The organism is Bartonella harrusi (assembly GCF_024297065.1).
Lineage (GTDB): Bacteria > Pseudomonadota > Alphaproteobacteria > Rhizobiales > Rhizobiaceae > Bartonella > Bartonella harrusi.
The window spans coordinates 1,702,501-1,728,113 of record NZ_CP101114.1; the positions used below are offsets into that span (position 1 = coordinate 1,702,501).

Sequence of the window (25,613 nt, forward strand, 5' to 3'; positions counted from 1 at the left end):
AATTCGTTATATCAGCGCCACCTTTGGCAATGCCATTTATAAATATTACCGTTATCAATCAAAAGACGGAAGCGTTGATTATTATGATTCAGAAGGAAAAAGCTCTAAACCTTTCTTGCTCCGCAAACCCACTCCAAATGGCGTTTTTGGTTCCCCCTTTGGACCACGCAAGCATCCTATTTTAGGATATGTTCGCATGCACACAGGTGTTGATTGGGTTGCCCCAAAAGGATCGCCCATTATTGCGGTAGGAGATGGTATTGTCACAAAAATGGGCGTAACCGGTGGCTATGGGAACCATACAGAAATTCAACATAGCAATGGATATATCAGCAGTTATTCTCACCAAAGCCGTTATGCACCAGGTATCAAACCGGGTGTGAGAGTCCGACAAGGACAAGTCATTGGCTATGTTGGAGCAACAGGGATGGCAACCGGTCCCCACTGTCATTTTGAAATCATTGTCAATGGCGTAAAAGTTGACCCCATGCGCATCCGTATCCCAGACAGTAAAGCTTTAAGCAGTCAAGACCTAGAAGCATTTTTGCACGAAAAAAACAATATTGATTCTCTGTTAAAAAGCCCGATAAAACCATCAGACAACACGTCTTAAACGATACAGAACACCCCTTCTATCGATGGCTAAAACGCTGTATCTTTCATGTTTTTATCAAAAATCATTCCTTTGAGAAAACTTAACGAAAGCAACAAGAATACAGCGTATCCTTCTGCCGTTCTCTTAAATACTTTCTACAAACTTCAATTATGAATCATGAAGTTGAGCGTTTGTTGCCCGATATTTTTACATGTATTATCTTGTTTCAAAAAACAGTCACAAAAAAGACAATTTTATCATAAAAAAAAAGCAACTTTAATACCCTTACGAAGTAACGGCTGTCAAATATTTGCTGAAATCAATAATTTTAATTATAAGAGCACTAATTTTAATTATAAGAGCACTTTTATGAAATACAAATGTAGAATAATCATTGGGATTTTTCTTACCATTTTTGCATGTGTAAAACCTTCTTTTTTGCATGCGCAAACGCTTTCCGTGACACAGGAAACAAGACGAAGCTTCATTGAAAAATTACCAAAACCAAAACAAAGCGCCTTTGATGATCGTTCAACAGATGTCTACATCGTTAATGAACTTACCGATCCACTGACTTCTATGGTATTAATTGATAAAGGTATCGAACGTGGAGAATGGAAAACGGGTGAATACTGGGGAAAGACAGGACCTTCGGGTATCATTGCATCTGGCTTTGTAGGAAAAGCAGCAACAACATCGAATGCTTGGCTTTTTGGATCCGGTGGTTGGGCGAAATATAGAATACAAGATGACGGAGCTGTTTTAACATTCCGCTGGTATAATTCCTATAGTGGGGGCCCTGAATACTCTGCGATTTCCAGCAAAAAAAATTATTATTTTGAACGAAGAGAGGAAGGAGGGAAGAACGCCAGAGTCATTTGGTACGTAAAAAGAACGACTCCCCGAAATTATTCGATCGTTATAGCAGCAGATCCGCAACCATGGCGTTTAAAATCTGGTGACCCTAACGCAAAGAGCAATAGAGAACCTTGGTTGAAAGTAAATAAGAAAGTTGCCAATGCAATAGAATCGCATGCCCCAGCTTTTTCTATCATCAATGGCGACTTAACGGAATTTGGCCGACCACAAACCTATCAAGACTATGCAGATGTGTACAAAAGCAGTGCTTATCCTGTCTATGAAGGACTAGGGAATCACGACTACTATAATAATGTTGGTGATTGTACAATACCGCTATCAAATCTCTCAAAGAATGCATGCGCGATAAGTGCTGTTAAAAGAATGCTCAAAGAAATAGACGAATACAACAGTTCTTTACCTGAATTCAATAAACACATAACTTCTCGTTGGTTCATTCGTTTTGAAACAGCTTATAACATAATGATGGGCAGTTTAAGTTACTCATGGGATTATGGAGATATCCACTATGTGCAACTGCAAAATTATCCAACTTATACAGCCGACTTATCTGACGGTTATATGCAAATAAAAATAACAAAAGCTCTCAATTGGTTGAAAAAAGATTTAGCAGCTGCCGATAAAAGGGGAAAAGTAACAATTCTCAACTTCCACGATGCACGCCCCTATTATAGAGATAAGAATTCGCATTTTCTTCAACCCCAAAATATGAGAGATCTCGCGGCCTTTAAAGCGATCATTACCTCTCATAATGTCAAAGCGATCTTTGTAGGACACAACCATCATCCAAGATATTGCCGTGCACGAAATGATAAAGTTTTCGGCAATATCCCTGTATACACAGCAGGAGCACTGTTTAGAGGAGACTATTATCTTGTTGATGTGCAAGGAAAGAATATTCACGTTAAAGCCTATAATGGAAAAACCGGAAAAGCCATTTTGATCAATGATTTAAGTGTTAGTATCGTCAAGAAATGGTTTCAAAGAAGTTGTAGCAATTTATAAAGCAATTTATTGCTCTTAACCTTGATAAAAAAGGAATATCCGCTGCTCCTTTTACGATGGAGCTTGTGCTTCTTTTGCACCATTCGTGCTAAGCTTTGGCAAAGGGATGATAATCTTTGTCCCCCCCAAATGAGAGGTTTCAAAGAGAGGTTTTTCACCAAATTGCATACACAGCTGTTCAACAACCAAACGTCCAAGCCCTGCTTTTTGCGCTGAAGTTTGGCTCTTCATCCCCACCCCATCATCTTCGACAATCAGCATCAATTGTCCATCTGGCTGTGGACCAAAGGAGATATAAATATGACCATCTCTTTGGTTGGGAAAAGCATGTTTGAAAGAATTCGTCAGCAATTCACCAAGGATAATTCCAAGCGTTGTTGCATCTCTAGAAGGCAATCGGCACTCTTTAAAATTCGTATGCACGGTAATATTTCCACGCAATTCAAAGGGCACGGCCAATTCAACATCATGGACCACCGAACTGAGAAATTCTGCCAATAAAGTTGTTTCCATATCATCACTCAAACGCAAACGACGATGCGCTGTCGAGATAGTCTGAATGCGATCACGTGCGGCACCAAGAACGGAACGCACTTCTTCATTTTTGCTGCGATTTAATTGTAATCCAAGCAAAGAAGACACTGTCCCAAGAGAATTGCCAATACGATGGCTTGCATCTTGCAACAACATTTCAACCCGTTGGCGTTCCTTTTCGGCATGGTTGCGTGCTCTTTCCAACTCCTGTGTTCGTTCTTTTACGCGTGCTTCAAGGGCTAAATTTTCACTATGGAGCAGCAATTGATACATTTTCAAGGCGCGAACATCTCGATGAAAACGATTAATAACAAAATAAGCGGAAATAAAAGTACTGACGACAGAAAGTATTGCCGCCAATGTTAAAGCGGCACGCATAAGCGCAATACCCTCACGCTGTTTTTGTCGTACCACATCATCGCCATTGATAAAGCTTGTCATGAGTTGCGCTAGACCGGCCATTTGCACCTTTGGGGCTTCTAAAGCAACAGCCGGCTGAGAATCTTGATCAGGCGCCGCATCAACAGCACGCATGTGAGCATTCATAAAAGCCTTACGTGTTTCGACCTCCTTTTTAAAAGCATTAAACCATGCATACCATTGAGGATGAGCATAAACAAGAAGCGCCGTATAATTGAGAATATCATCGATTTCTCGCGCAGCATTTTCAAAATGTGCTTTATCCTCAGGCTTTCGGTTTTTTGCGTAACTACGGTCAGCGATAGCCATATCGATCAAACCAATCAGCACCAAATCAGCCTGTTCACGCAATTCAGAACTTGTATTCAACTGTGCCACTTCCCGATCAACAGCGTTTGAAAGCAACATTATAAAAACGGATGCCAAAAGGGCCATAACAAGAGAAATCACAATTGCCACCCAACGCCAGCTTGATATACCTGAATCAGAAGCGAGATTTTGAGAAAACAAATTCGTCTTTGTTGTCATAGAATTTCCATCGGAGAACCTGAAAATTGTCCTTTTTCAGCACAGAGGAAAACGCCCTTATCGAATATAAGACAAAAGCCCGTGGAATGCTTTCATACAGGCTTTCTTCTTTTCCTTAAAAGGACACACCAAACACTCTGAAACTCCTCAGATGCTGACTTTTACTTTAATAGCTATAACGGGAATAAAAAAAACAAGGCTATTGATCATAATTATTATGCTTTTTTAGCCGTTAAATGAACACAATGTGCTTCCAGCCGAATAAGCATCGGGACCATAATCGGATTCTCCATTAACTTTAAGCAGTTCCTGTAAACGATGACGTGCTCTGCTTACCCGACTTTTAATTGTTCCAACAGCACACCCACAAATAGCAGCCGCATCTTCATAAGAAAACCCCGATGCGCCAATGAGAATAATGGCTTCTCTTTGATCAACAGAGAGCATATTTAAGGCTTTTCTGAAATCTTGCAAATCAAGTGATCCATATTGCGCAGGATGAACCGCTACATTTTGGGTAATCACACCATCGCTGTCTTGCACTTCTCTTCCTCTTTTTCGCATTTGACTATAAAATTCATTGCGTAAAATCGTAAAAAGCCAAGCTTTAAGATTGGTCCCCATTTCAAAACTCTCTTGCTTAGCCCACGCTTTCATAATGGTATCTTGGACCAAGTCCTCAGCCTTATCGTACCTGCTGCTTAAAGAAAGTGCAAAAGCCCGCAAGGCCGGTAAAACCAAAAGGAGTTCCTGTTTAAAGTTTTTTACGCCCTCTACCATGGTGGATTTACACCTTTTCCACATTATTGAGGCGAAATTGCTCAGTGCGCTCCAACCTGTCTAACAGTTCGAGCAAACGCACCGGCAGTGCTTCTTCTTGAATTTCCATGTAAAACTGGCGTAACTTTCGTGCTATTTCGCAATTGACCCCAAGAAGATCTTCTCCCAATGTATAATGATTGTTGAGATTTTTTTCACCGCGGTCGTTCATTTTTTATCCCCCTAATCCATATAATATCAGTAGCACCGATAAAAATATTCGCCTTAAGGTTGTAAATATAGTTATATGCAAAAAGTTCCATATGGCAGAGGAACTTTTTCATCTCTTAAGAATTTCAACCAACAAAGTACTTCAAAGGCTAAAGGAGTTATAAATTATGTCATTATCCACGCGCATTGCACCACATCTTCCTTATCTTCGGCGTTTTGCCCGCTCCCTCACCGGCAGCCAATCCTCTGGTGATGCTTATGTCTCAGCGATGTTGGAAGCGCTTATTGCGGATATTTCAATTTTTCCCAAAGCATCGAGTGATCGCATTGGTACCTATTGGCTTTTTTGTCATCTTTTTGACCAAACCACCCCGAACATCCCAGAACCTCTGCCGCAATTTGATCTTGAACAAAAAACCAGTGCCAAATTATCCTATTTAACACCGCGTGCACGGCAAGCCTTTTTGCTCATTGCTGTTGAAGGATTCAATGAACAAGAAGCACGTGAAATTATGGATCTTGATGTGAAAGCGTTCCGTAAGCTTCTCAATCAAGCATCGACGGATATATCGCAACAAATTGCCACCGAAGTGATGATTATTGAAGACGAGCCTCTTATAGCGATGGATATTGAACAGATGGTAGAAAATCTTGGCCATAAGGTTATCGGGATAGCGCGCACCCGTGATGAGGCTGTCATCATGTATCATAAAGAAAAGCCGCGTTTAATTTTGGCTGATATTCAATTAGCCGATAACAGTTCTGGTATTGATGCGGTTAACGACATTTTGCAAAATGACCGTATACCGGTGATTTTTATCACCGCTTTTCCTGAGAGACTGTTGACGGGAGAACGCCCAGAGCCTACTTTTTTAGTGACCAAACCTTTTAATCCTGATATGGTAAAAGCACTTATTTCGCAGGCTTTATTTTTCCAAGAGAATGCTTCTAAAGCGGCGTAGAACAGATTAACATCCTGATCATGATGGTTATGCCTCTTCAAAAGCCTCCCATAGATACGTCGCATCTGAGCGCTCTTATGCAAGCGATCCGTGGAGCGGATATTTGTGTTCTCTATCAAACAACAAATCTCGACTATTTATGGGCCGAAAACTTACCGCAACATTTGCAAAACAAATGGCGAATGGGATGTCGTGACAGTGATTTTTTTTCGCTTGAACTTGCAGATAATATGGAAACAATTAAATTGCAGGTTTTAGCTACGGGCCAAATGCACACCATTGAAGCGCGGTTTGAAGATATTTCCAAACAAGCGACGTGGTATAAATTTTCTATTGATTGCCATCGCAATGATAATGGAGACATTATCGGTATTATCACCACTGGAGTTGATATTTCGGGATTACGTCGCCGTGAGCAAGTGCTAAAAGTATTGCTTCGAGAAGTGAGTCACCGTTCTAAAAATCTTCTTGCCATCATTCAAAGTATTGCCAGCCAGACGGCACGCTATACTGAATCGCTTCAAATTTTTTTACGCAAATTTCAAGGACGCCTTCATTCTCTTTCTCACTCTCAAGATTTAATCACCGATTCCGATTGGCGTGGAGCCCAATTTCGCGAATTGGTTCAATCCCAGACATTAGGTTATTTGATAAAGGGAACAGAACGTTTTTCCCTTGAAGGCGTCGACCCTTATCTTTTTCCCAATGCAGCTTTGCATATTGGTTTGGCTTTTCATGAACTTATTGTCAATTCGCTTTCTTTTGGTGCCTTATCACAAGAAAAGGGCAGTGTTTGTATACGCTGTGAAATCGACACAAAAGCAAATGGCAGCACGCAACTTCTCATCACTTGGGATGAAAATTTTGAAGTACCAACACCTCTTTCAAGCAATAACCAAGCCTGTTTTGGCAGTGCTGTTTTAGAAAAGATTGTTCCAGTTTCTGTCAACGGTTATGCTTCTTTAAAATTAACCGAAACAGGAATTGTTTATCACTTATATGTACCTGATACTTATTTTGATATTTTTGTTTAAAAAAAAGCGGATAAAATACTACAATAAGAAAAAGCACATCACGCGCCCCGTTGTTATCTAACGTCTATTACTCAATACCATATTGCTCGCTCCAAAGAGCTTTTTTCCCTACAACGAACTTTTGAGACTTGCCGGAACCTCTTGCCGGAACCTCTTGCCGGAACCTCTTGCCGGAACCTCTTGCCGGAACCTCTTGCCGGAACCTCTTGCCGGAACCTCTTGCCGGAACCTCTTGCCGGAACCTCTTGCCGGAACCTCTTGCCGGAACCTCTTGCCGGAACCTCTTGCCGGAACATCTTGCCGGAACCTCTTGCCGGAACCTCTTGCCGGAACCTCTTGCCGGAACCTCTTGCCGGAACCTCTTGCCGGAACCTCTTGCCGGAACCTCTTGCCGGAACCTCTTGCCGGAACCTCTTGCCGGAACCTCTTGCCGGAACCTCTTGCCGGAACCTCTTGCCGGAACCTCTTGCCGGAACCTCTTGCCGGAACCTCTTGCCGGAACCTCTTGCCGGAACCTCTTGCCGGAACCTCTTGCCGGAACCTCTTGCCGGAACCTCTTGCCGGAACCTCTTGCCGGAACCTCTTGCCGGAACCTCTTGCCGGAACCTCTTGCCGGAACCTCTTGCCGGAACCTCTTGCCGGAACCTCTTGCCGGAACCTCTTGCCGGAACCTCTTGCCGGAACCTCTTGCCGGAACCTCTTGCCGGAACCTCTTGCCGGAACCTCTTGCCGGAACCTCTTGCCGGAACCTCTTGCCGGAACCTAAAATCTTTAAAAACGTTTCTTCATAGAAAACGCCATAAGGCTGACAAATCAGAGTTCATGTTGTCAACCTTTTATTTGGCTTTTATTTTAATTTGGAAAATATTTTATGAATAGCCTTGTCTTTATTCTTTTATTGGTTTCATGCACAGATGATTTTAACAGCTGCTATTCTAACAAAACAATGGTCGAAACCTACAAAACAGCGCAAGAATGTGAACAAGCCATGATACCCTCCACAAAGAAATTTGCTTCTTATGGACAACAAATCTTTGCCCAATGCACAAGCATACAGGCAAACTTACAGCAACAAGAAGTCAAGTTAATCTGGTCTGTAACAAATCGAGGCAATTTTTTGCTTAAAAGCAAAAATATCGATGATAAAACGCCTGAAGAGTATGAAACGAATATTTTACCTTCATCCTTTCCTCTTAATCTTTCTTCCACCAACCTCTTGCACAAAACACCTTAAAAGCATAAACCCATCGGGCTTTAAGAAAATAACGGAAAAGAGTATAGCATGATGGATAAGAAACAGATTCAGACCTCAAAAAACCATCGCACAGAGCAAGATATCCATCCTCAAGACCAAGCTTTAGACCCAGCGGTAGAACGGGTGAGAAAAAAGCTTATGCGTTTAATGATTATTTCTATTTCAATAACGCTCATTCTTATTCTTGCGGTACTCTTTGGCGTTATCTATAAAATTATAGCGACAGATTCAACTTCCCAAAAAACAAAGCCTCTTTTTGCTCAAAGTACCCCTCAAGAAACGGTTCACCACACACTCTCCTTACCGGAAAAGGCGCAGATTTTATCGCAAAGTCTCTCAGGACACAATATTGTGCTGAAAATCTTAACACCAGAGGGACAAACAAAATTTATGATTTATAATTATTATACCGGTGCATTGATCGCTGTTCTTTCTGTTGAAACAACAGAAGGGGCATCCGCTTCTTTCTCTCGTTAAACAGGCAACAGTTTTCATAAACGCTTGAATGTAGCTCTTTGGCTTCAATATTTTCCTCTGCCAAAGCTGTTACCACCTGACACCAACGTGGTTTTTTCTGTATTTCTTCCGTTAAGAGAGAAAAAGAGGCAACTTTTTCTGTCGACGTATCACCATTTTGAGAACTGTCCAGCACTTCTCAGCAAAATTTCAAAATCGGAAAATGCAAGAGAGATTCCGTCTTGAACAACAGAACACCTTAAGGCAATAAGACCTTTCACAAACGCTTAAATATCGCTCTTCGGCTTAAACATTTTCCTTTGTTGAAGTTATAACCACTCAATGTCAAAATATTAATTTATAATGATAATTTATCTTTTTGCATGTCAAATGAGTCCCCCGAATATTGTAAGCTTCTCTCATTGCAAACCTGCTTATCTTGAATCAATCAAAAATATCCCCTTGCACATCACAAGTGAGATGAGCCTATGGGTAAAAAAGAGAGAAGAAAGGTATAAAAATACCTGTTATGAATTGTCTCAATACTAAGGTTTCTTGTAATAGGGCTCTTGCAACATTGGGGGCTGGTAACATTGGGGGGCGGTAAAGAATATGATGGGGACAGCTTGTACCGTCATAAGCGTGAAGATATAGTGGTGGTTAGTGGATTTTACGCTATACTATTCACGGGCGGCATTGTGAAATGGGCTTAGGTGCACTGAGAGATATCTCTTTAAAGGCAGCGTATGATACTGCCTTTTCTTTTTATCGATGAGTAAAGATAATTTCCTTAATGTCTCTCTTCAACAGAAGTGCCAAAAAATTAGCTCTTCTGTTTATAGGAGAGGAGATAAAACAAAGGATAGAAGATGCTTGTTTTTACAGCCCCATATTCAATTTACAGCTCTGTTTTAAGATTTACAGTCGGAGCCTGAATCACCAGAGCCTGAATCACCGGAACTTGCCCCACCGGAACCTGAGCCACTTTGTTTTAAGGTTTATAGCCTCATCTTAAGACTGATCGCCTTGGTTTAAAACTGATAGCGGATACCTCCTGAAAAACTTGCTCCGGATAGTCCGGTTTTTTGCAGCTTTTGTTGGTAACTAACATCACCATGAAGGGACAAATTGTGCAAGAGTTGCGCATTGATGCCAACGCCGCCTTCAATCGCAGCACCCATAGGATCAAGGTCAAATTTATCGCCAATTTTGATGTTTCCATCGTCACCAAAGGTTTTGATAAAGTTTACTTTTCCATAGAAAGACAGAGGATGGTTGTTTTCAGTGGCAATGTTTTTTGTCAAACGTCCCCCAACACGGATTAACCATTGCGAAGGGGTGTTCATATCAATGATCAGATTATTGGCATCTTCAATGGGTTTAAACATCAAATGTTGATAGGCAAGCTGTGCCTGCGGTTCGAATGTTAAACCTTCCATTCCGGTGGCAAATTGTTTGCCAAGGGTGGTGGAGAGACTTAACAGCTTGGCATTTTTTACTTTTGCGGTTTTGCCAATGATGGCATTGCCAATATCGCCTTTGAGAACGCCATAAGAGAACAGTGTATCAAGATAGAAACCATTGTTATGCTGTAGGCTGCCATAGGCTGTTAGCGACCATTTATCCAATGTACTCTTGCTTACATCTGCCATGTCCTTTGGAGTGAAAGACAGTTGTCCGTAAGTTCCAACCACACCGAAATATGTGGTGATATTCTGTCTCTCGATTGCTGCTAATGTTGCACCCGCTTGGAGAGCAGCATAACGCATATCAGCACCATAACCATATTTGAGAGGACCGCGCGCAGAGGATAGTGTTCCAGTGCTTCCATAGGTGGAGAGGAAAAAACCGGTGTTTTTCTCCTCTTCCTTTCCTAGGACGGATGTTCTGATATTGGCTAACAGTGCATTTTGCTTGGCCATATCGGTTAATCCACTATAGAAGAGAGCATTGGGCATGACCAAGTAGTTTGCCGTTTGTGCTACAGGGGCACCTATACTTCCACCAGAACCTGTACCAGAGTCAAGAGTTTCCTTGTGCAAACGGAAATCCCAGAAATTTTCATTTTTTTCATCAAACAGGTTTTGTTCAATATCGGCTTTACCATGACTTGATTCAGGTCCGTAGGCTGTTAGCGTATATTTATAGGGCAGCCCTCCTAATGTTATATAGCCATTGGCTAATTTAAAGGAGTCTTCTTGTGCTTTTCCTGAAACTTGGATGAGTGAAAGGCCTCCTCTACTTGAAGGATCAGCAGCATTTATGACACTATTTCTGTCTCCTAAATCGCTTTGGATATAAACGGCTGTTGTTCCTGATACATCGCCATGAATGAGCAATCTGTCGGTTTTTTGATCAGCACTTGCTGCACCATCACTCCAAGCCGTATTGAAGTAAATCTTTGCGTTACCTGTGGCATTATAGACTGCGGTATTTTCTGGTTTACCAGAACCTATGTGCAAGGTATGATAATGCTCTTCTATTGGTTCTTGAAAAACAATGGAGCTATCATCGAGATTAAGGGTAGAAACATCAGAACGTGTTCTTTGAGCAATATCAAGCAGATTGCCATCCTTATCTTTTTCTTTTGTACTGGTTTTTACGATCCATGTGGTATCGTTTTTAAGATCAAGAAGTGTTTTTGCATCCTTTTCAATTCCTGCTCTTCCTTCCAGAAGAGAGTGATCAGCGGTTAATGTCAACATGCTCTGGTCTTTGATTTCTGCATTGTCCATTCGTTCTGTTAATAAAACATCTGCGTGGATTTCTGAGTTATTGAGGTTGACGTTACTATTTGCTGCAAGACTTGCAAAAATACCGATACCATCTTCAACAGAGAGCTTTGTCTTGGTTAAATTGAGAGTGTGGTTGCATATCTCTCTTTCGTTAGGGCATGAGAGTGCTATAGCTTGGCTTTCTGTTTTTGTAGTCACATCTGTTGCATCAATTTTTCCGTTGCCATTTGCCATGATAAAAGCAACATTACCAGTCACTTTTCCGCCTGTCATCACGATTGAAGAAGATCCTACTAAGAGTCCATTCTTGGCATCAATTTGCACATCCTTTAAAAAAGCAGTGCTTTGGTAGGCAACCGATACTCCCATTGTGCCGCCTTTAAATGAGCTGCCGGATATTGTTACCTGAGATTTATAGTCTACAGTCATAGCGGTGGAGGTGCTCTCAACTGTTACATCTTCTAGAGTCAACGTACTTCCGTAGCTTATTATTCCACGATTTTTTGCATGAATATGAACGTTTTTCAATTTGTTGTCATGACTGTTGTTTACAGTGACAGCTGTTTGTGTGCTGCTCTTAATGGAACCGCCGGTCATATCGATTGTACCATTGTCTTCTATGTGTATAGCACCATTGGGTATGCTTATACCATAGGGTATGTGTCTAGTACCATTGCCTGGTTTTTGTGTAGATGTGTCTGATAATGAACTTATAGCAACATTGTTCAAGTGAACGATACTGTTTTTGCCTGTTATATACACTGCTCTGTCAGATGCATCAATGGATCCCCCGGTCATGCTGATCGCGCCACCCTCTTGTGCCTTTAGGCCGATTTTAACCTCTTTAATTGTGGTATTTTGCAAATTAATTATACTATTTGTGCCGAGAGATTGTGCCCCGATTCCGTTGCCATCCGTTTTCAGAGCAACATCTGTGACATCAATATGACCTTTTTCTGCGAACAAGGCAGCTTGTTTTCCCTGTACAGTTCCAGATGTCATTGTGATTTGCGAACCTAAATCGTTTGCATGGAGTGCATTACCATCAGAGGATATTACCGTAGTATTATCATTTAAAGTAACGGTACTAGCACTTTGGGCCTGTATACCGTGTGTTTTTCCACTAAAAGATCCTCCGGATATTATTACTTGGGAAGAATTCCCCAAGGATATACCTCTTGTTGCATTGGTAACAGTGACATCTTTCAGAGTAATTTTGCTTTTCTCGTCGACACTTACGCCTTTCTCCATAAGGGTATTATCTAGACCATTTGATATTTTTACATTTTCCAGTTTGTTTTCATTACTTTTGGTATTATGCAAAGCTACGCCTATTGAAGCCTCAATGGATCCACCGATCATTTTGATTGTAGCATTATCGTTTTTTGCTTTAATACCGACCGAAGAATTTTGAATTATTGTATCGTAGAGTTCAATTGTGCTATTAGAACCCATAGACAAGGCTCCAAACTCACTTTTATTTGTTTTGAGAACCACATCTGTGACAGTGATATGTCCACCTTTTTCTGCAAACAAGGCTGCTTTTTTCCCAGCGACTTCTCCTCCTGTCATTGTGATTTGAGACTTTTCACCATCTGCATGGAGTCCATAATCATCAGATGTCACTGTAACGTTATTGCTTAAAGTGACGGTACCTCCGGTACTATCTATCCTTCCACCGAATGATCCCCCAGATACTTTTACCTGGGCATTAGATTGTGCATGAACGGCGTAGTTTGCTTTAGAAACAGTGACATTGTTCAAATTAACAGTGCCGCTTTGAACACTTACACCTTTTATCGCTGGATTGTCCTTATCACCGGATATTTTTACGTTTTCCAGTGTGCTTTCGCCACTACCGTCGGTGTCAATAACAGCACCAACTCTAGCTGTAATAGAGCCTCCGTTCATTTTGATTATGCTTTCGTGCGATATATTAAGACCAGTATTCATCTCAGTATCGTTGGCACTTTTAATAGTTGTGTCCCATAACTCAATCGAACTCTTAGTTCTCGCATCTACAGCATCCAGATCTTGAGCGTTTATTGGATGCCCCCCTGTAAGTGTTAGGTTTTTACCAATGATTTTACCACCATTTACTGCTTGAAGATATTGATAGGTTTCGCCTGTTGTTGCTGTTTTTACTTCCCCTTTATCAGCTTTAAGGATTTCAGCTTGTACATTGAGATGCGTGCCAAACAGCACAATTGCTGCAACAGCTGTGCAGGATAAAAGGGTTTTTCTAGACATCATGCTTTCCTAACTTATAGTCCCTCAATGTTTTCCTCGCTTAAATAAATGCGTTAGAAGAATAACAATGGATATTTGAAATAAAATTAACTACAGTTAATGAATTTACTTTACTTTGTCAAACTGAGTATTAAGATTATATTATAAGAGTGGTATTTAATACATAAGATACATTAAGTATAAAGTATATTAAATAACTATTATAATTTTATAAATATGTGTTTATAATTTGTTAGCTTTAAAAGGTTTTTGTTGTAAGAATGAGAATGCATCTTCAGATAACATGGCATGGAATAATACTTAAATTGTATTTAATTTTTTTTGCAATTTGATATTTTATCAAATTGAGGGATAGAGAGTAGCTTCAGCACTGTTGCCTGTGTTGTTGTGTTATTATCACAAGGTTCTTAAATCTGTCTGGTTTTGCTCTTTTCAGGTGTTGGGGAGCAATAGAGCGCGTCACGCTTGTTTTCCTATCGGTGATCTTTTCAATAGACCAACATTTCCTCCGTTTCCCATAAGTGCCTGTTTTCTGATAAGTGGTTGAGGTTTTGATGGCATTTGTTTGTTGCATCTAGAGAGAGGATAGGCTTCATAAAGAGGTAGGAGCGTTCATTTCCCTATGAAGAGGAGAAGAGCTCTTTGGAAGATAAGGGGCTTCTGAGGATAAATTGTCGCTTTTAGAGGAAGGCGCTGTTGTAAAAAACAATGATCAATAAGATAATCATTCAAATATTTGCAGCTGTTTTTCTCAGGAAGGTGTTTTTGGGAAGAAAGAAAAATAGGTTTTATGAATAAAAAGGCAGCGTATGATGGGGTCGGTTTGTACCTTGATAAACGTAAAGATGGTGGTGTTCGTGGATTTTACGCTATACTATTCACGAGCGGTGTTGTGAAATGTCAACACGATTTCTCTGTATCTCTTCCGTTAAGAGAGGAAAAGAAGCAACCTTTTCTGTCGACGCATCACCATTTTGAGACGTTTTTAGCATTTCCCGGCAAAGTTTCAAAATCGGCAAGTGCAAGAGATTGTTCATCTTGAACAACAAATCACCTTAAGGCAATAAGACCTTCCATAAACGCTTGTGATATCGTTCTTCGGCTTAAACATTTTCCTCTGCCGAAGCTGTTACCACCCGACGTCGACGTGTTTTTTTCTGTATTTCTTCCGTTAAGAGAGGAAAAGAGGCAACTTTTTCTATCGACGCATCGCCATTTTGAGAACTGTCCAGCACTTCCCAGCAAAGTTTCAAAATCGGCAAATGCAAGAGATTTTTGATCTTGGACAACAGAACACCTTAAAGCAATAAGACCTTTCACAAACGCTTAAATATTGCTCTATCGCTCTTTGGCTTAAACATTTTCCTCTGCTGAAGTTATGACAACTCAATGTCAAGACATTGATTTATAATGATAATGTACTGTTTTGCCTATTGAATGAGAAACCCGAATATTGTAAGCTTCTCTCATTGCAAATCTGCTTATGTTGAATCAAATAAAATTATTTATTTGTATGTTATAAGCAGGGTTGGTGTGTGGGTAAAAAAGAGAGAAGAAAGGCGTAAAAATAGCTGTTATGAAACGTCTCAATACCAAAGGCTGTTGCAACATTGGGAGTCGGTAAAGAATATGATGGGGCCGGTTTGTAGCTTGATAAACGTAAAGATGGTGGTGTTCGTGGATTTTACGCTATACTATTCACGAGCGGTGTTGTGAAATGGGCTTGGGTACTTTAAGAGATGTCTCTTTAAAACAAGCCCGTGAATGTGCAACACAATGGCGTTTTGTTCTTCTGTCGACGCATCGCCATTTTGAGAACTGTCCAGTACTTCCCAGCAAAGTTTCAAAATCGGCAAGTGCAAGAGATTTTTGATCTTGGACAACAGAACACCTTAAAGCAATAAGACCTTTCACAAACGCTTAAATAGCGTTCTATCGCTCTTCGGCTTAAACATTTTCCTCTGCCGAAGCTGTTACCACCCGACGTCGACGTGTTTTTTTCTGTATTTCTTCCGTTAAGAGAGGAAAAGAGGCAACTTTTTCTGTCGACGCATCGCCATTTTGAGAACTGTCCAGCACTTCCTTGGAAGTTTCAAAATCGGAAAGTGCAAGAGATTTTTGATCTCGGGCACGCACAGTACGCCGACGTGAGGAACGACGTGTTTTTTTAACAGGTTCAGCACTTTCTCCTATCGCGCCTTTCTCTTGATCAATTTCCCCATGAGACAAAGCATTTGCCTCTAATGTCTCACCACGCGCATGCCCATTTTGCATTTTAGCGTGTTGCCCATTCTCATTTTCTTGAGACAGTGTTTGTGAAACCTCTGTATCGCAATTGACCGTCTCTCTTTTTTCACCTTCAGTGCTTATTTCACCATATTCTGGTTCATTATTTTCATCACGGCTTTCATCACGTCGTGGCGATTGCGACATTTGCCCAACGGCTGCCAAAATAATACGCAGATAGTGCTCTGCATGTTGGAGATAATTCTCGGACATCACACGATCACCCGCCCCTTGAGCATCCCGCGCGAGGCTTATATACCTATCGGCAATTTGCTGAGCATTCCCACGAATCTTAACATCTGGACCGCTACTTTCATAATTTCGAGATAATGGGTTAGGTCCGCGACGATTATTGTTATTGTTATTACCATTATTGTTATTATTGCGACCGCGTACCCGTCTATTTTGTTGTGGCCTCATCTTTGTCCCTTTTGGAGTATGTGTGTCTTAATTGACTCTTCTTCATGGCATTATTTTCCGATAATGCTAATCATGTTTAAAATACGGTTATGAAACTATCCGTGTTTTATCTTAATTAAACGATACCTACTGATATTTTATAAAAGCATATATTTTTTGAAAATCATAACAACAGCAGGGAAACATACGTTTAAAATTCCCTCTTTCTCTGTTAACTGGCAAAAACCTAATGATGTTCACATGAAATGCCAAGCATTTTTTTTAAAACAGACCATATTTCATAAAAAAAATAACCATCTTGTGGAAAAACAAAAAACGAGAACATGCATACAACACCTCTGGCAAACAAACAACCCCGTCAGAGAATAGAGAAAAACTCACTTTTTTGTTCTAAAATTTTTTCTAAAATCACGCACTGATCCTAAAAAATTGACATTCCCTACCCCCTTGCGCACTTAATTCACAAACACTCACTTCCCCACAAGTCACTGCATGAATCTGTTCACTGCTAGAACATAGCCTTTCTTCGGCGCTAAAGCAACCCCTTTGTAAGCAATAATCCACACTCGCTTCAAAAACCCCTTTAATTTATAGATAATGAACATCATACATTCTTCAAGTCTTATGATGCTTAAAAATCTATTTTATTGTCAAAATGATCCCTCTATACTATAACTTTGTAATTGCGTTTTTTAAATTGATAATTGTATTGGGTATAGATAACACGGGCAATAATATAAAGCCAACTATAAAAACAGCAAAACATAAGTTTACGAGAAAAAAACACTCCAGATGCCGTACAAACAATTAAGCTTGTATTAAAAAACAAGCTTGACCGATAAGAATAGGGTCCACGAATGAGAGGAGTATAATGCAATCTCCAACTTTTGTCATACCTCCTGATAAGGAATTTTTATTTGCAAAACGGGCACAACGTTTTGCACAATTAGCAGGCTTTGCACATTTAGCAGACAACACCTCTGACAAAGAAACACTCCTTTTTTGGTCTCATTTTTGTCATGCTCAACAACAAACAACGGAACAATTTAAAGATTTTGCCATTCCTCTTAACCGTTTTGCTGCCCCTACAGCACCTCCTTTTAATCGACAAATTAATCGACAAAAGTTATTAACTTTAGGTTTATATGACAGTATCATTGGAGATTTCTTGAAACGTCTCTTGACCTTACCACCCTTAAGTCAAACCTTTTCAGCAACAAAGCAGGAAACTCTTGTTCGCACACAACAACAAAAAGATCAATGGCGCCTATGGGGACAAAACCTTTTAAACCACACTCTCCCCCCACAGCAATTAACAGAACATCTTTTTATCATGGGGGCATTGCAAATCATCTCTTCCCTTACCGCTTCACAGCTTGATCCGCAAAGCTTAATCCCACAACAAAACAACCTTTGCCCTGCTTGCGGTGGCACTCATTCTGCCAATCTCATTATGGATGTAAAACCGTGCGAAACTCTCAAATTTTGTTCTTGCCTTTATTGTGGTACCCTTTGGTCTATCCCCCACAACCAATGTACCTCTTGTAAAACAACGCAGAATATCTCCCTTCACCCCATGGAAAATATGCTCAACGGCATTTTCCCCAAAGGCATTTTCTTTGAAACATGTAAAGCATGTGGAACTTATTGCAAACAACTCAATCAGCATGAAAATCCTAGCTTAGACGTTTTTGCTGATGACATTGCCACTCCCACACTTCATGTTTTACACAAAGGCGCTTTTCATTTTACGTATAAAAATTTTAATCCCGCTTTAGCAGAAAACGCACAATAACCATTTTTTTACAATAAAACAGCTAAACGAAAAAACGCTCATTTCCAAACTTCCAAGGTAAACAACGAGAGAGCTTTAGAAAGAAACGAGCAATTAAAAACCACGACTCTTCACCATAGACGAGATACGGCAAAGGGAAGCAGCAAAAACAAAAAGCCTTTTCCCATACTCCCCCTCACCATAGCAAGTGCCAAAGCGATCTATCATAGTGATATCATAGGGTATCTTTATTATTTTTCTGCAAGATCTTTCAGGTGAAGAAGATGTGCAATGCATTGATTTATAACAACAATTCATCATTTTTTCAACTTGTATCATACCCCCGAATATTATAAGATTCTCTCATCTCAAATCATTTCATTTTGAATCAATCAAAACTATCCCCTTGCACACCACAAGGGGGACTATCGTGTGGATAAAAAAGAGAGAAGAAAGGGGTACAAATGCCTGTTATGAATCGTCTAAAGACCAAGGGCTGTCGCAACATTGGGGGCTAGTAAAGAGTATGATGGCGCCGGCTTGTACCTCCATAAGCGTAAAGATGGTTGTGCAATGGATAACGTCACCAGAAAACAAAAGGCCTTTATACTTTCCAAGAACCAAAGTCAAAATGATGGCTTTTCCCGCCCTTATCTACCGCTTTCATCGCGTGATGCATGAAGCATACAAAGACTCCGCAAAGATTATTTTTTCATTTTTGCAATCATTTTCAAATTACTGGAGAATAAGAAAGCTTTTGTCGTGTTTTCACGGTTATTTTTTACAGGGCAATTTTGAGTATACGTTTAAAATGGCACAATTCCTAATAAATATGCTGTTTTTTGCAAGCAAAACATCTCTCTTTTTCAGCAAATTTTATATTTTTCAATTTATTACTTAAATTTGCTTGTAAAAACTTAAAAATGATTGCGCATTTTTCTTTTTTCACCCTCTTTTTCACTGAGAAAACAATCACGTAAGAGAAAATAATTTCCATCTCCAGGGCGCACCATTTTTATACATTGTTTTTTTGTAGCATCCGAGAGTTCATCCCACATTTCACGAATAGCAAAATAAGCCTGACTTTCCGAATTAAGACAACGTTGATAGACTTCTCTTTTCATATCGGGCATCACTGAAGCAGAAATTTCCTTACAATAGACGCGCAGATCAAAGACTGGAATCGTTAATTCCACGGGAGCGTGTTGGGCACTTTGTTTTTGAGAAGAAAAATAACCAATAACTTTGAAAGCACCAACACAAAACACCAAAAGACAAAAAAGCAATACGCTAACCAACATGACCTTGTAATATAATTTTTTGAAATAAGCATTTTGCCGTGCACGGATTCTTTTTTCCATAAAGAGCGTATCCTTTAACATCCCAAGATAAACTTGACAGCAAAAAATGAAAGAAGCATCAATGCACAAAACGCATATCATAGTGAAAAACGATCACTCTTCTTATCAAAGAACACCTTTTTCTCTATGCTGTATTTTTCTGGATCATGTTTCTCTGCGCTGTCGATATTTTATTCCCTTTGTTGTTTAAAATTCCTGTTGAAAACTTTTCCCCACACTGTGATAAAAGGAAAGAGAGAGCCTACCATAGGCTTTCTTGAAGAAATTCATAAACTTGCAGAAAGTCCTATCAAAGGAATAGAGTTCATTTTCGATGAGGATAAAGACGCGCTTTGCCATAAACACACGTATTTTTTGCGACCAAAAGTATGTTCTGTGGTGCAGAAAAAACTTTCGTCATCATTGCCTTCTCATTATGAACCGCATCACAACCACATCATAAGTATAACCAACAAGCACCACGAAAACGTCCCTCCTCCTTTTTGCGATAAAGTATCTATATCCCATTTGCCTTAACATTTGCTTTAAATGCTGAAGATTCCACGTTTTCCAACTTTTTTATCAAACTTCTCGCTAACGATCCCTTCAACCCTTCACAGGCTCAACCCATAAGCTCTCCTATGAAGATTTCACTCAAATTGATATTTTTACACTGAAGTGATGCAAAAGAAAACAGCAACGAGATTGAACGTCTTTCTATCGGTATTTTATATGGAGAATGGTCCAGACAATATCATCCTTAACAAGGTTTTTTTAAAACCGACCGAATAAAAAGAGATACCCATTGACCAATACAAGGGCATAGTCTCCTCCTTACGAAAGGATTCTGTCCCCACATTGTGATCAATTCCCATATTTTCTCTCATCCTAGCAAAACGACACAAGCGTTCTTCTTATGGGTTAAAGAGCAATTTCTCATCTGTAGACTCATTTTTCAAATTGGACCAAACCTCTTGGATGCCTATTTTTCGCTTTTCCCACTTTTCTTTTTGTGCATCCCACGTTTTTTTATCTCATTGCAAAATAATAGGCACTCCTTTTCTGACAATGGAACGTTCCCTTAGCACGCACCCTCTCCCTACACACTCACACAATTTTATGACAAGAATCCATTGATGAAGAAGCCCCATAAAAACCTTCTGATTGTTTTCACAAATGCAGACTTTCTTATAAAACTTTCCGTATTCTTTAACGCTTGATAAAATTCTTTAATAGACCATCACCACGCGCGATAAGAGTGTACACAACGAAATCAGGACGAAGAAAGACTTGCCAATCAACAGAGAGATTAAAACCAGAAATTTTACCAGCAGATAAACGGGTACCATTATTAATATCAAGGTTTTTACCGCTTATTTTGCAAGATCACCCCCCTGTTTCACGCTCTATTACAGCTTTGATTGCTTTATGGAGCCTTTTGTTCCCCCTCCTTAAGATGTTTTATGCTCTCTTTCAATTGCTGTTCTAAAGCACCCAATTGATGTTTCAAAACATCTAATTGCTGTTCCAAAACATCCACCTGCTGTATCAATTGCGTGATATTTTTGTTGAGTTTTTTGTCAAGAGACTCGATATCTTGGTCGTTTTTTTTCAGCAATGCATTGAGAGGGGCATGTCCCATTCGTCCACTTGCATAAAGCACCACGCGAATCTGTTCCGGCGCATCAATATCAGCGATAGAAAAGGGAAAAAGTGCCATACTACGACCTCATTCATAGGAGTTACAGAAGAAAGAGCGCATAATATCAACGATTTGACCTTTTTACACCAGCGCGCTTTTTAGAGGCATACATTGCTTATATGTTGAAAAATATCAAAAACACCAGCCAACAGCATCCTTTACTTCAACGATACTTGTTCTTCAACGATGTTTGAAGCAATTTTTCAGCGATGCCAAAAGAGTCCGTTTTCACGTTTTAATAGTATAAACAACTTCAAAATCAGGAAACATTTCTAAATAATCGTCCTTTGATATGAGAGGCAAGACAGACGGGTCAGCATATGGATTTGGAACACATAAATTACGAAAACAAGGTACCTTGAATGTTTCTGAATTTTCTGTATTTCCCCAATATGTACCAATTGCTTTGAAGAGATCTGGATATTCCTCTTGTAAATATTCTTTACCATCACAGACAAGCCAACCTTCGGGAATATTTTTCATAGCAAAAAGGGTGATAAAACCAGGCTGTAAAATTTGAGGAATGGGTGGAGTTTCAGGAAGGTTTACGGTGGGATTTGTTAAAAACCAACCATCGGCATTTTTTCCAGCAATGTCACAGGTATAGACCAATTCATAAAGGCCGCCCCTTTGAATTTCCCCTCCCCTTAGTGGTGCTATCCCCTCTGTTGTTATTTTATAAACGGGTCTTGTGGGTAATTTGTTTAACGCGATATTTGTTATACCTTTATTCACCCCTTGTGCTTTAAAGCGCACAACGATACCATTGACATAAGATTCGAAAGGCGATTTGGTTACTAAACAAATAGCAGTTCTGTTTGTGTGTTCATCGACAGTAAACTCTGTTTCAATTCCGCCTCCATTATCGAATAAATATTCTTTGATGCGTTGCATCATAACGCGCGCACTATCATTGACGGAACTTGGTAGTTGTCCTTCTGCCCAGTTTATATTGTCATCGGCATAGGCATTTTCGAATGCTTTAAGCGACCAATCATAAATTGAACTCATAGCACATATCCTTTTTGCAAAAAGCGCAGACGGGCAAAAAGAGCGGAAAAGAAAGCGGCTATTTTCTTTTTAAATGGTGTTATTTTTTCCATTTGAAAGCCAAGTTTATCATAATCGACATGCAAGAGTTTTGTCTTGGCGTTGATAAAAACAGCAGCGGGGTTTAAACGCAAGACATCTTGGGCAAGAACACCGCGATAGCGTTGTAGATCTCCCTTATAATTAAAGAGATAAAGTGGATAGCCATTTTTTTCACCAACAGGGATGATATTTTCTTTCGCTCTCACATCACAAAGGCCTAAAATTCCCCCCACAAGTCCTAGTACTTGCTGTGCATCACGCAATGGATCTTTTGTAACAGAAGGCATTGTTGTGGATTTTCCTGATTTTGTTCCGTAATTTCCAGCGGCTTGGGTTCCCACGCGGAGCAATTGTTCTAATCGGTTCCATCCTTGATTATCTTGTTCGATCCATTTTTGACGTTCAGCATCCAAAGCATTTTGACGGTTGAGATCTTGAATCATCCCGCCCTTCAATACATTGGCTTGTGCATTGCTTTGCCCTTGATAATAGTTATTAGCGGCATTAACCTGATCGCGCAATGAATGATCAATCATCTGATTAGCATTCATCATATTATTGATATCTTGATTATATTGTTGCGCAGTAGCGCTTGTCGCCAATGCACCAAGTTCATCGGCGAGCACACCCGTATGCGCACCAGAGCCGTAGCGTCCGGCGCCCGACATAGACTGATTAATGGCATCAGAAGTTTTACGCAAAGCATTTTGCAATGCAGCATTAAATTTACTATTGCCTCCAATCCAGTCTCCCTTTGCCATATTGAGGAGGTTTGTAGCACTTTGTGTTGGTCCATTAAACCACTGTGTTAATGCTGGATTGTTATATTGACGCGCAGCATTTTCCAAACCGGTCAGGGCATTTTTTGTCATATCGCTAAGACCAGCAACACGTTCTCCCTGATAAACGTTCCCACCCTGTCCTTTATTATAAAGATCTAGGGCTTGCGCACTGGCTTTTTTAAAGATATCGGCTGCCCACGCGGGTGGTGCATTTGTTTGTGTTGTTGTTTGCACTTGAGGTGTTGTTTTTTTTCTCATGGGACGAGAACCTTTCTATAATGAATAAGATCACGAGAATATCCGTAACGAGCAAGCATTTTAGCCCACCCAGATCTTCCCAAAATATGCATTTCCTTCGCATGAATTGACTGTGCCCATTGTTCAACTTTTTCAATCAATGGGACCAATTTTGTTCCTCCCTCTCCAGCAAGATCTGAGAGGACAACGCGTTTTTCCCCCTTAAGGGTTATTTCAACTTTGGTAATTGCAAAAGCACTAAACTGCGTTTTATTTTTTAAGATCAGCCATAATTGTGCTTGCCCTTTCGCCAGTTCGTGCGCAATTGTTTGCAAACAAACATCATCGGGAAAGCGTTTGGCATATTTTTTCAAAGCCGTATTCAGAACCTCTTGGTAGGGTGCTATTTTTTCCCATGACCATTGATCTGTCAGATGGACAGAATAAAGATTTTGGCTTTCCTGTTGCCGTGTCATGATTTTGAATTTTCCCACCTTTTTTAAAACAGAGCCCCCTGCCCCTTAATGAAGCAGGTAAACCTGCTGTTTTTATAAAACCACCTTAACGTGTTCTCAAAAGAAGCACACCACCGCCCCCTTCCATTAAAAAAGCCCGTACCCGCATGCTCTTTTCAAGTCCCCGTGCCCTAACCAAACGCTCCTTCTCCAGGAGCCCCTACGCTCTACAACACGGCTCCCTATTCAAATGCCCACGCTCTATCGCATACTTTTCTGTTTAAGCGCCATACTCTATCGCATGCTCCTTTATTTAAGTGGCATGCTCTATCGCATGCTCTTTATTTAAGCGGCATGCTCTATCGCATGCCGGCAGCCTTCAATTCCACATCAAATCCCGTGACATGCGTCCAATTCACGCCTTCAGGAATACGCAATTTAAAGCGATAAAAACGCGCCCTTGCCCGAGAATGAATTTGCCCTGTATTATAAGAAGGCTTTTTTTCCGGCAACCAAACAGTTTCTTCCTCAAGGGATTGCCGCAAACGCATTCCCACCGATAAAGTGAACTCTCCACTATTGACTTGAGGCATAATATTTTTCACCCGTGTGATCATACCATTTGTTTGCCCCATCTCCTGTGATGTCACCACACAAGCCATAGGCTTACCAGAAAAGGAACCAAGTCTTCCCTGATGATCAAAGGCACCAAGAATAGGTGCTTCATTTCTCCAAGCTTTACTGTCGAGAGAAAAGGAGAGATCATCAATATTTTTTGAAATGCGATCAAGAGCCTCGAGCGTTGTCCCAGCCAAGAAAATGGGCAAAACCATTTTGAGATCTACAGTTGCTTTGGTCCATTTTTGCAACCCCCAATCATAAATGAGTAAGATATGTTTTTGCACAGTATCATCGGTATTGATCATCCAATAAACGCGATTATACACCCCATCGATAGCGGCAGAAAGCGTGTAGAGATTATTACTATTCGATTTTGCTGTCATCGTTCTATCTACTTTTTCAAAGCCGATAGGTATAATCTGTCCCTCATTGGTCATCTGATAAAATCCGCCCTCATCAGCAAAGAAGGCAAGATCCCCTCGACAAACGATAGATTCGGCATTTTTTGCACCCCGTTTATCGTGTATTTTTTGGAAACTGAAGATAATCTTAGAGCCTGGGATAAAAGATCCGGCATAGATAGCGGAGCGCATAAAGATGATTGGATTTGTTGTTTCGGTAGCTCCTTGCACAAAACCGCCATCAGGAAAGTCTTGATAATCGCAGCTTTTTTTTCCGACGGTCCAAAATTCAGCATCATTCAACCCCGACCAATGAACGCGTCTTGGATGCTCTGTTAATTTCATCAGACAGACGAAATCCCCCCACACCCGCACGATACCTGCTTGCGGAGGATTCCCGCCCAAATTTCTAAATTTTTTGTCACGATTAAGATCGATCACTTGTGGTTTATCATTGGCATTAACAGCAATAACATAATCACCAAACAAAGCGAACGACCATGGAGCATCAATATTGGCAAAATAGGGCCTTTCCTTTCGGCTAATATCTTTCCACCGCATTGTTGTATTATCGAGAAGGTAGATTTTTTGTGGTGTCCCAACAATAATAGACACCCCATTTTTTGTTTTAACAGCAAGAGCGCCTAAAATACGATCAGGACAAGGTTCTGAAAGAGGTGTAAAGCTTGGCATAGGGATATAGGACCCATCGGCCGGCAACACATTAATAAGTTCATCAGTAAAGATGCCATTGATGTCAGCGACATCAGGTCGATAATCCGCGATTGGGAAAAAAGCCATTGAGACCCCCATGAATAGAATATTTCCAGCCCCTTTGCGACGTGATGTTTCAAATCACA

21 protein-coding genes and 1 pseudogene (1 of these 22 running past the window's edge) are annotated in these 25,613 nt (G+C 40.4%); 10 read left to right on the forward strand and 12 right to left on the reverse strand.

Translation table 11 applies throughout. The features are described 5' to 3' along the window. Both NMK50_RS07860 and NMK50_RS07865 read left to right on the forward strand, forming a co-directional pair. Positions 1 to 613, forward strand: the end of a protein-coding gene (locus NMK50_RS07860; RefSeq protein WP_254770006.1) for a M23 family metallopeptidase. Its footprint begins 1,394 nt before the window's first position; the window shows 613 of its 2,007 coding nt (coding positions 1,395-2,007); its start codon lies off the left edge, out of view; its stop codon occupies positions 611 to 613. Positions 614 to 964: 351 nt separating this feature from the next. Further along, positions 965 to 2,479, forward strand: a complete 1,515-nt coding sequence (locus NMK50_RS07865; RefSeq protein WP_254770007.1) for a metallophosphoesterase — start codon at positions 965 to 967, stop codon at positions 2,477 to 2,479. A gap of 51 nt (positions 2,480 to 2,530) precedes the next feature. On the opposite strand, the gene NMK50_RS07870 is transcribed toward NMK50_RS07865, so the two are convergent. The 3 genes from NMK50_RS07870 to NMK50_RS07880 form a co-directional block, all read right to left on the reverse strand. Beyond that, complete coding sequence (locus tag NMK50_RS07870) at positions 2,531 to 3,961, reverse strand: sensor histidine kinase (RefSeq protein ID WP_254770008.1); 1,431 nt, start codon at positions 3,959 to 3,961, stop codon at positions 2,531 to 2,533. Positions 3,962 to 4,186: 225 nt separating this feature from the next. Continuing rightward, entirely contained in the window at positions 4,187 to 4,741 is a 555-nt protein-coding gene (locus tag NMK50_RS07875) for an RNA polymerase sigma factor (protein WP_254770009.1), read from the reverse strand. A 7-nt stretch (positions 4,742 to 4,748) separates the two neighbouring features. Beyond that, positions 4,749 to 4,952, reverse strand: coding sequence for a NepR family anti-sigma factor (locus NMK50_RS07880; protein ID WP_254770010.1), 204 nt, complete (start codon positions 4,950 to 4,952; stop codon positions 4,749 to 4,751). Between the two features lie 166 nt (positions 4,953 to 5,118). On the opposite strand from NMK50_RS07880, the gene NMK50_RS07885 reads away from it, so the two are divergent. From NMK50_RS07885 to NMK50_RS07900, 4 genes are all read left to right on the forward strand, one after another. Next, positions 5,119 to 5,913 carry a response regulator gene (locus NMK50_RS07885; RefSeq protein WP_254770011.1) on the forward strand — a complete coding sequence of 265 codons (795 nt, stop codon included), beginning with the start codon at positions 5,119 to 5,121 and terminating at the stop codon, positions 5,911 to 5,913. 20 nt (positions 5,914 to 5,933) lie between these two features. Continuing rightward, complete coding sequence (locus NMK50_RS07890; protein ID WP_254770012.1) at positions 5,934 to 6,947, forward strand: PAS domain-containing sensor histidine kinase; 1,014 nt, start codon at positions 5,934 to 5,936, stop codon at positions 6,945 to 6,947. Positions 6,948 to 7,818: 871 nt separating this feature from the next. After that, positions 7,819 to 8,181 (forward strand): hypothetical protein, encoded by a 363-nt coding sequence (locus NMK50_RS07895; protein ID WP_254770013.1) that lies wholly within the window; start codon positions 7,819 to 7,821, stop codon positions 8,179 to 8,181. Between the two features lie 48 nt (positions 8,182 to 8,229). After that, positions 8,230 to 8,679: a hypothetical protein gene (locus NMK50_RS07900; RefSeq protein WP_254770014.1), complete on the forward strand. Its 450-nt coding sequence runs from the start codon at positions 8,230 to 8,232 to the stop codon at positions 8,677 to 8,679. A 1,010-nt stretch (positions 8,680 to 9,689) separates the two neighbouring features. Here the strand turns inward: NMK50_RS07900 and NMK50_RS07905 are convergent. After that, on the reverse strand, positions 9,690 to 13,643 hold the full coding sequence (locus NMK50_RS07905) for an autotransporter outer membrane beta-barrel domain-containing protein (protein ID WP_254771219.1): 3,954 nt from the start codon (positions 13,641 to 13,643) through the stop codon (positions 9,690 to 9,692). A 790-nt stretch (positions 13,644 to 14,433) separates the two neighbouring features. Here NMK50_RS07905 and NMK50_RS07910 point away from each other — a divergent pair. Beyond that, positions 14,434 to 14,685: a hypothetical protein gene (locus tag NMK50_RS07910; protein WP_254770015.1), complete on the forward strand. Its 252-nt coding sequence runs from the start codon at positions 14,434 to 14,436 to the stop codon at positions 14,683 to 14,685. Positions 14,686 to 14,746: 61 nt separating this feature from the next. On the opposite strand, the pseudogene NMK50_RS07915 reads toward NMK50_RS07910, so the two are convergent. Further along, positions 14,747 to 14,869 (reverse strand): annotated as a pseudogene (locus NMK50_RS07915) (DUF4167 domain-containing protein); the annotation flags it as partial. Between the two features lie 491 nt (positions 14,870 to 15,360). Here NMK50_RS07915 and NMK50_RS07920 point away from each other — a divergent pair. After that, positions 15,361 to 15,516 carry a hypothetical protein gene (locus NMK50_RS07920; RefSeq protein ID WP_254770016.1) on the forward strand — a complete coding sequence of 52 codons (156 nt, stop codon included), beginning with the start codon at positions 15,361 to 15,363 and terminating at the stop codon, positions 15,514 to 15,516. A gap of 74 nt (positions 15,517 to 15,590) precedes the next feature. Here the strand turns inward: NMK50_RS07920 and NMK50_RS07925 are convergent, their stop codons facing one another. Continuing rightward, positions 15,591 to 16,349 carry a DUF4167 domain-containing protein gene (locus NMK50_RS07925; protein WP_254770017.1) on the reverse strand — a complete coding sequence of 253 codons (759 nt, stop codon included), beginning with the start codon at positions 16,347 to 16,349 and terminating at the stop codon, positions 15,591 to 15,593. Positions 16,350 to 17,220: 871 nt separating this feature from the next. Between NMK50_RS07925 and NMK50_RS07930 the strand changes: the two genes are divergently transcribed. Together NMK50_RS07930 and NMK50_RS07935 are read left to right on the forward strand one after the other, a co-directional pair. Beyond that, positions 17,221 to 18,144, forward strand: coding sequence for a formate dehydrogenase accessory protein FdhE (locus tag NMK50_RS07930; protein WP_254770018.1), 924 nt, complete (start codon positions 17,221 to 17,223; stop codon positions 18,142 to 18,144). 486 nt (positions 18,145 to 18,630) lie between these two features. Beyond that, positions 18,631 to 18,804: a hypothetical protein gene (locus tag NMK50_RS07935; protein ID WP_254770019.1), complete on the forward strand. Its 174-nt coding sequence runs from the start codon at positions 18,631 to 18,633 to the stop codon at positions 18,802 to 18,804. Positions 18,805 to 19,040: 236 nt separating this feature from the next. Here NMK50_RS07935 and NMK50_RS07940 read toward each other — a convergent pair whose 3' ends face one another. The 6 genes from NMK50_RS07940 to bgtE all read right to left on the reverse strand — a co-directional run bounded on the left by NMK50_RS07940 (position 19,041) and on the right by bgtE (position 25,554). Further along, a complete protein-coding gene (locus NMK50_RS07940) occupies positions 19,041 to 19,484 on the reverse strand; it encodes a hypothetical protein (RefSeq protein ID WP_254770020.1) in 444 nt (147 codons plus the stop codon). A gap of 1,405 nt (positions 19,485 to 20,889) precedes the next feature. Continuing rightward, positions 20,890 to 21,183 carry a hypothetical protein gene (locus tag NMK50_RS07945; protein WP_254770021.1) on the reverse strand — a complete coding sequence of 98 codons (294 nt, stop codon included), beginning with the start codon at positions 21,181 to 21,183 and terminating at the stop codon, positions 20,890 to 20,892. Positions 21,184 to 21,393: 210 nt separating this feature from the next. Beyond that, positions 21,394 to 22,176: a gene transfer agent tail collar protein BgtC gene (gene bgtC / locus NMK50_RS07950; RefSeq protein ID WP_254770023.1), complete on the reverse strand. Its 783-nt coding sequence runs from the start codon at positions 22,174 to 22,176 to the stop codon at positions 21,394 to 21,396. Continuing rightward, entirely contained in the window at positions 22,173 to 23,297 is a 1,125-nt protein-coding gene (gene bgtD, locus NMK50_RS07955) for a BaGTA-type gene transfer agent maturation protease BgtD (RefSeq protein ID WP_254770024.1), read from the reverse strand. Before bgtD ends, bgtC begins: the two co-directional genes overlap by 4 nt. Next, on the reverse strand, positions 23,294 to 23,752 hold the full coding sequence (locus NMK50_RS07960; RefSeq protein WP_254770025.1) for a hypothetical protein: 459 nt from the start codon (positions 23,750 to 23,752) through the stop codon (positions 23,294 to 23,296). The genes bgtD and NMK50_RS07960 overlap by 4 nt, the downstream gene beginning before the upstream one ends. Positions 23,753 to 24,090: 338 nt before the next feature. Continuing rightward, positions 24,091 to 25,554, reverse strand: coding sequence for a gene transfer agent protein BgtE (bgtE, locus tag NMK50_RS07965; RefSeq protein WP_254770026.1), 1,464 nt, complete (start codon positions 25,552 to 25,554; stop codon positions 24,091 to 24,093). Between the last annotated feature and the right edge of the window lie 59 nt (positions 25,555 to 25,613).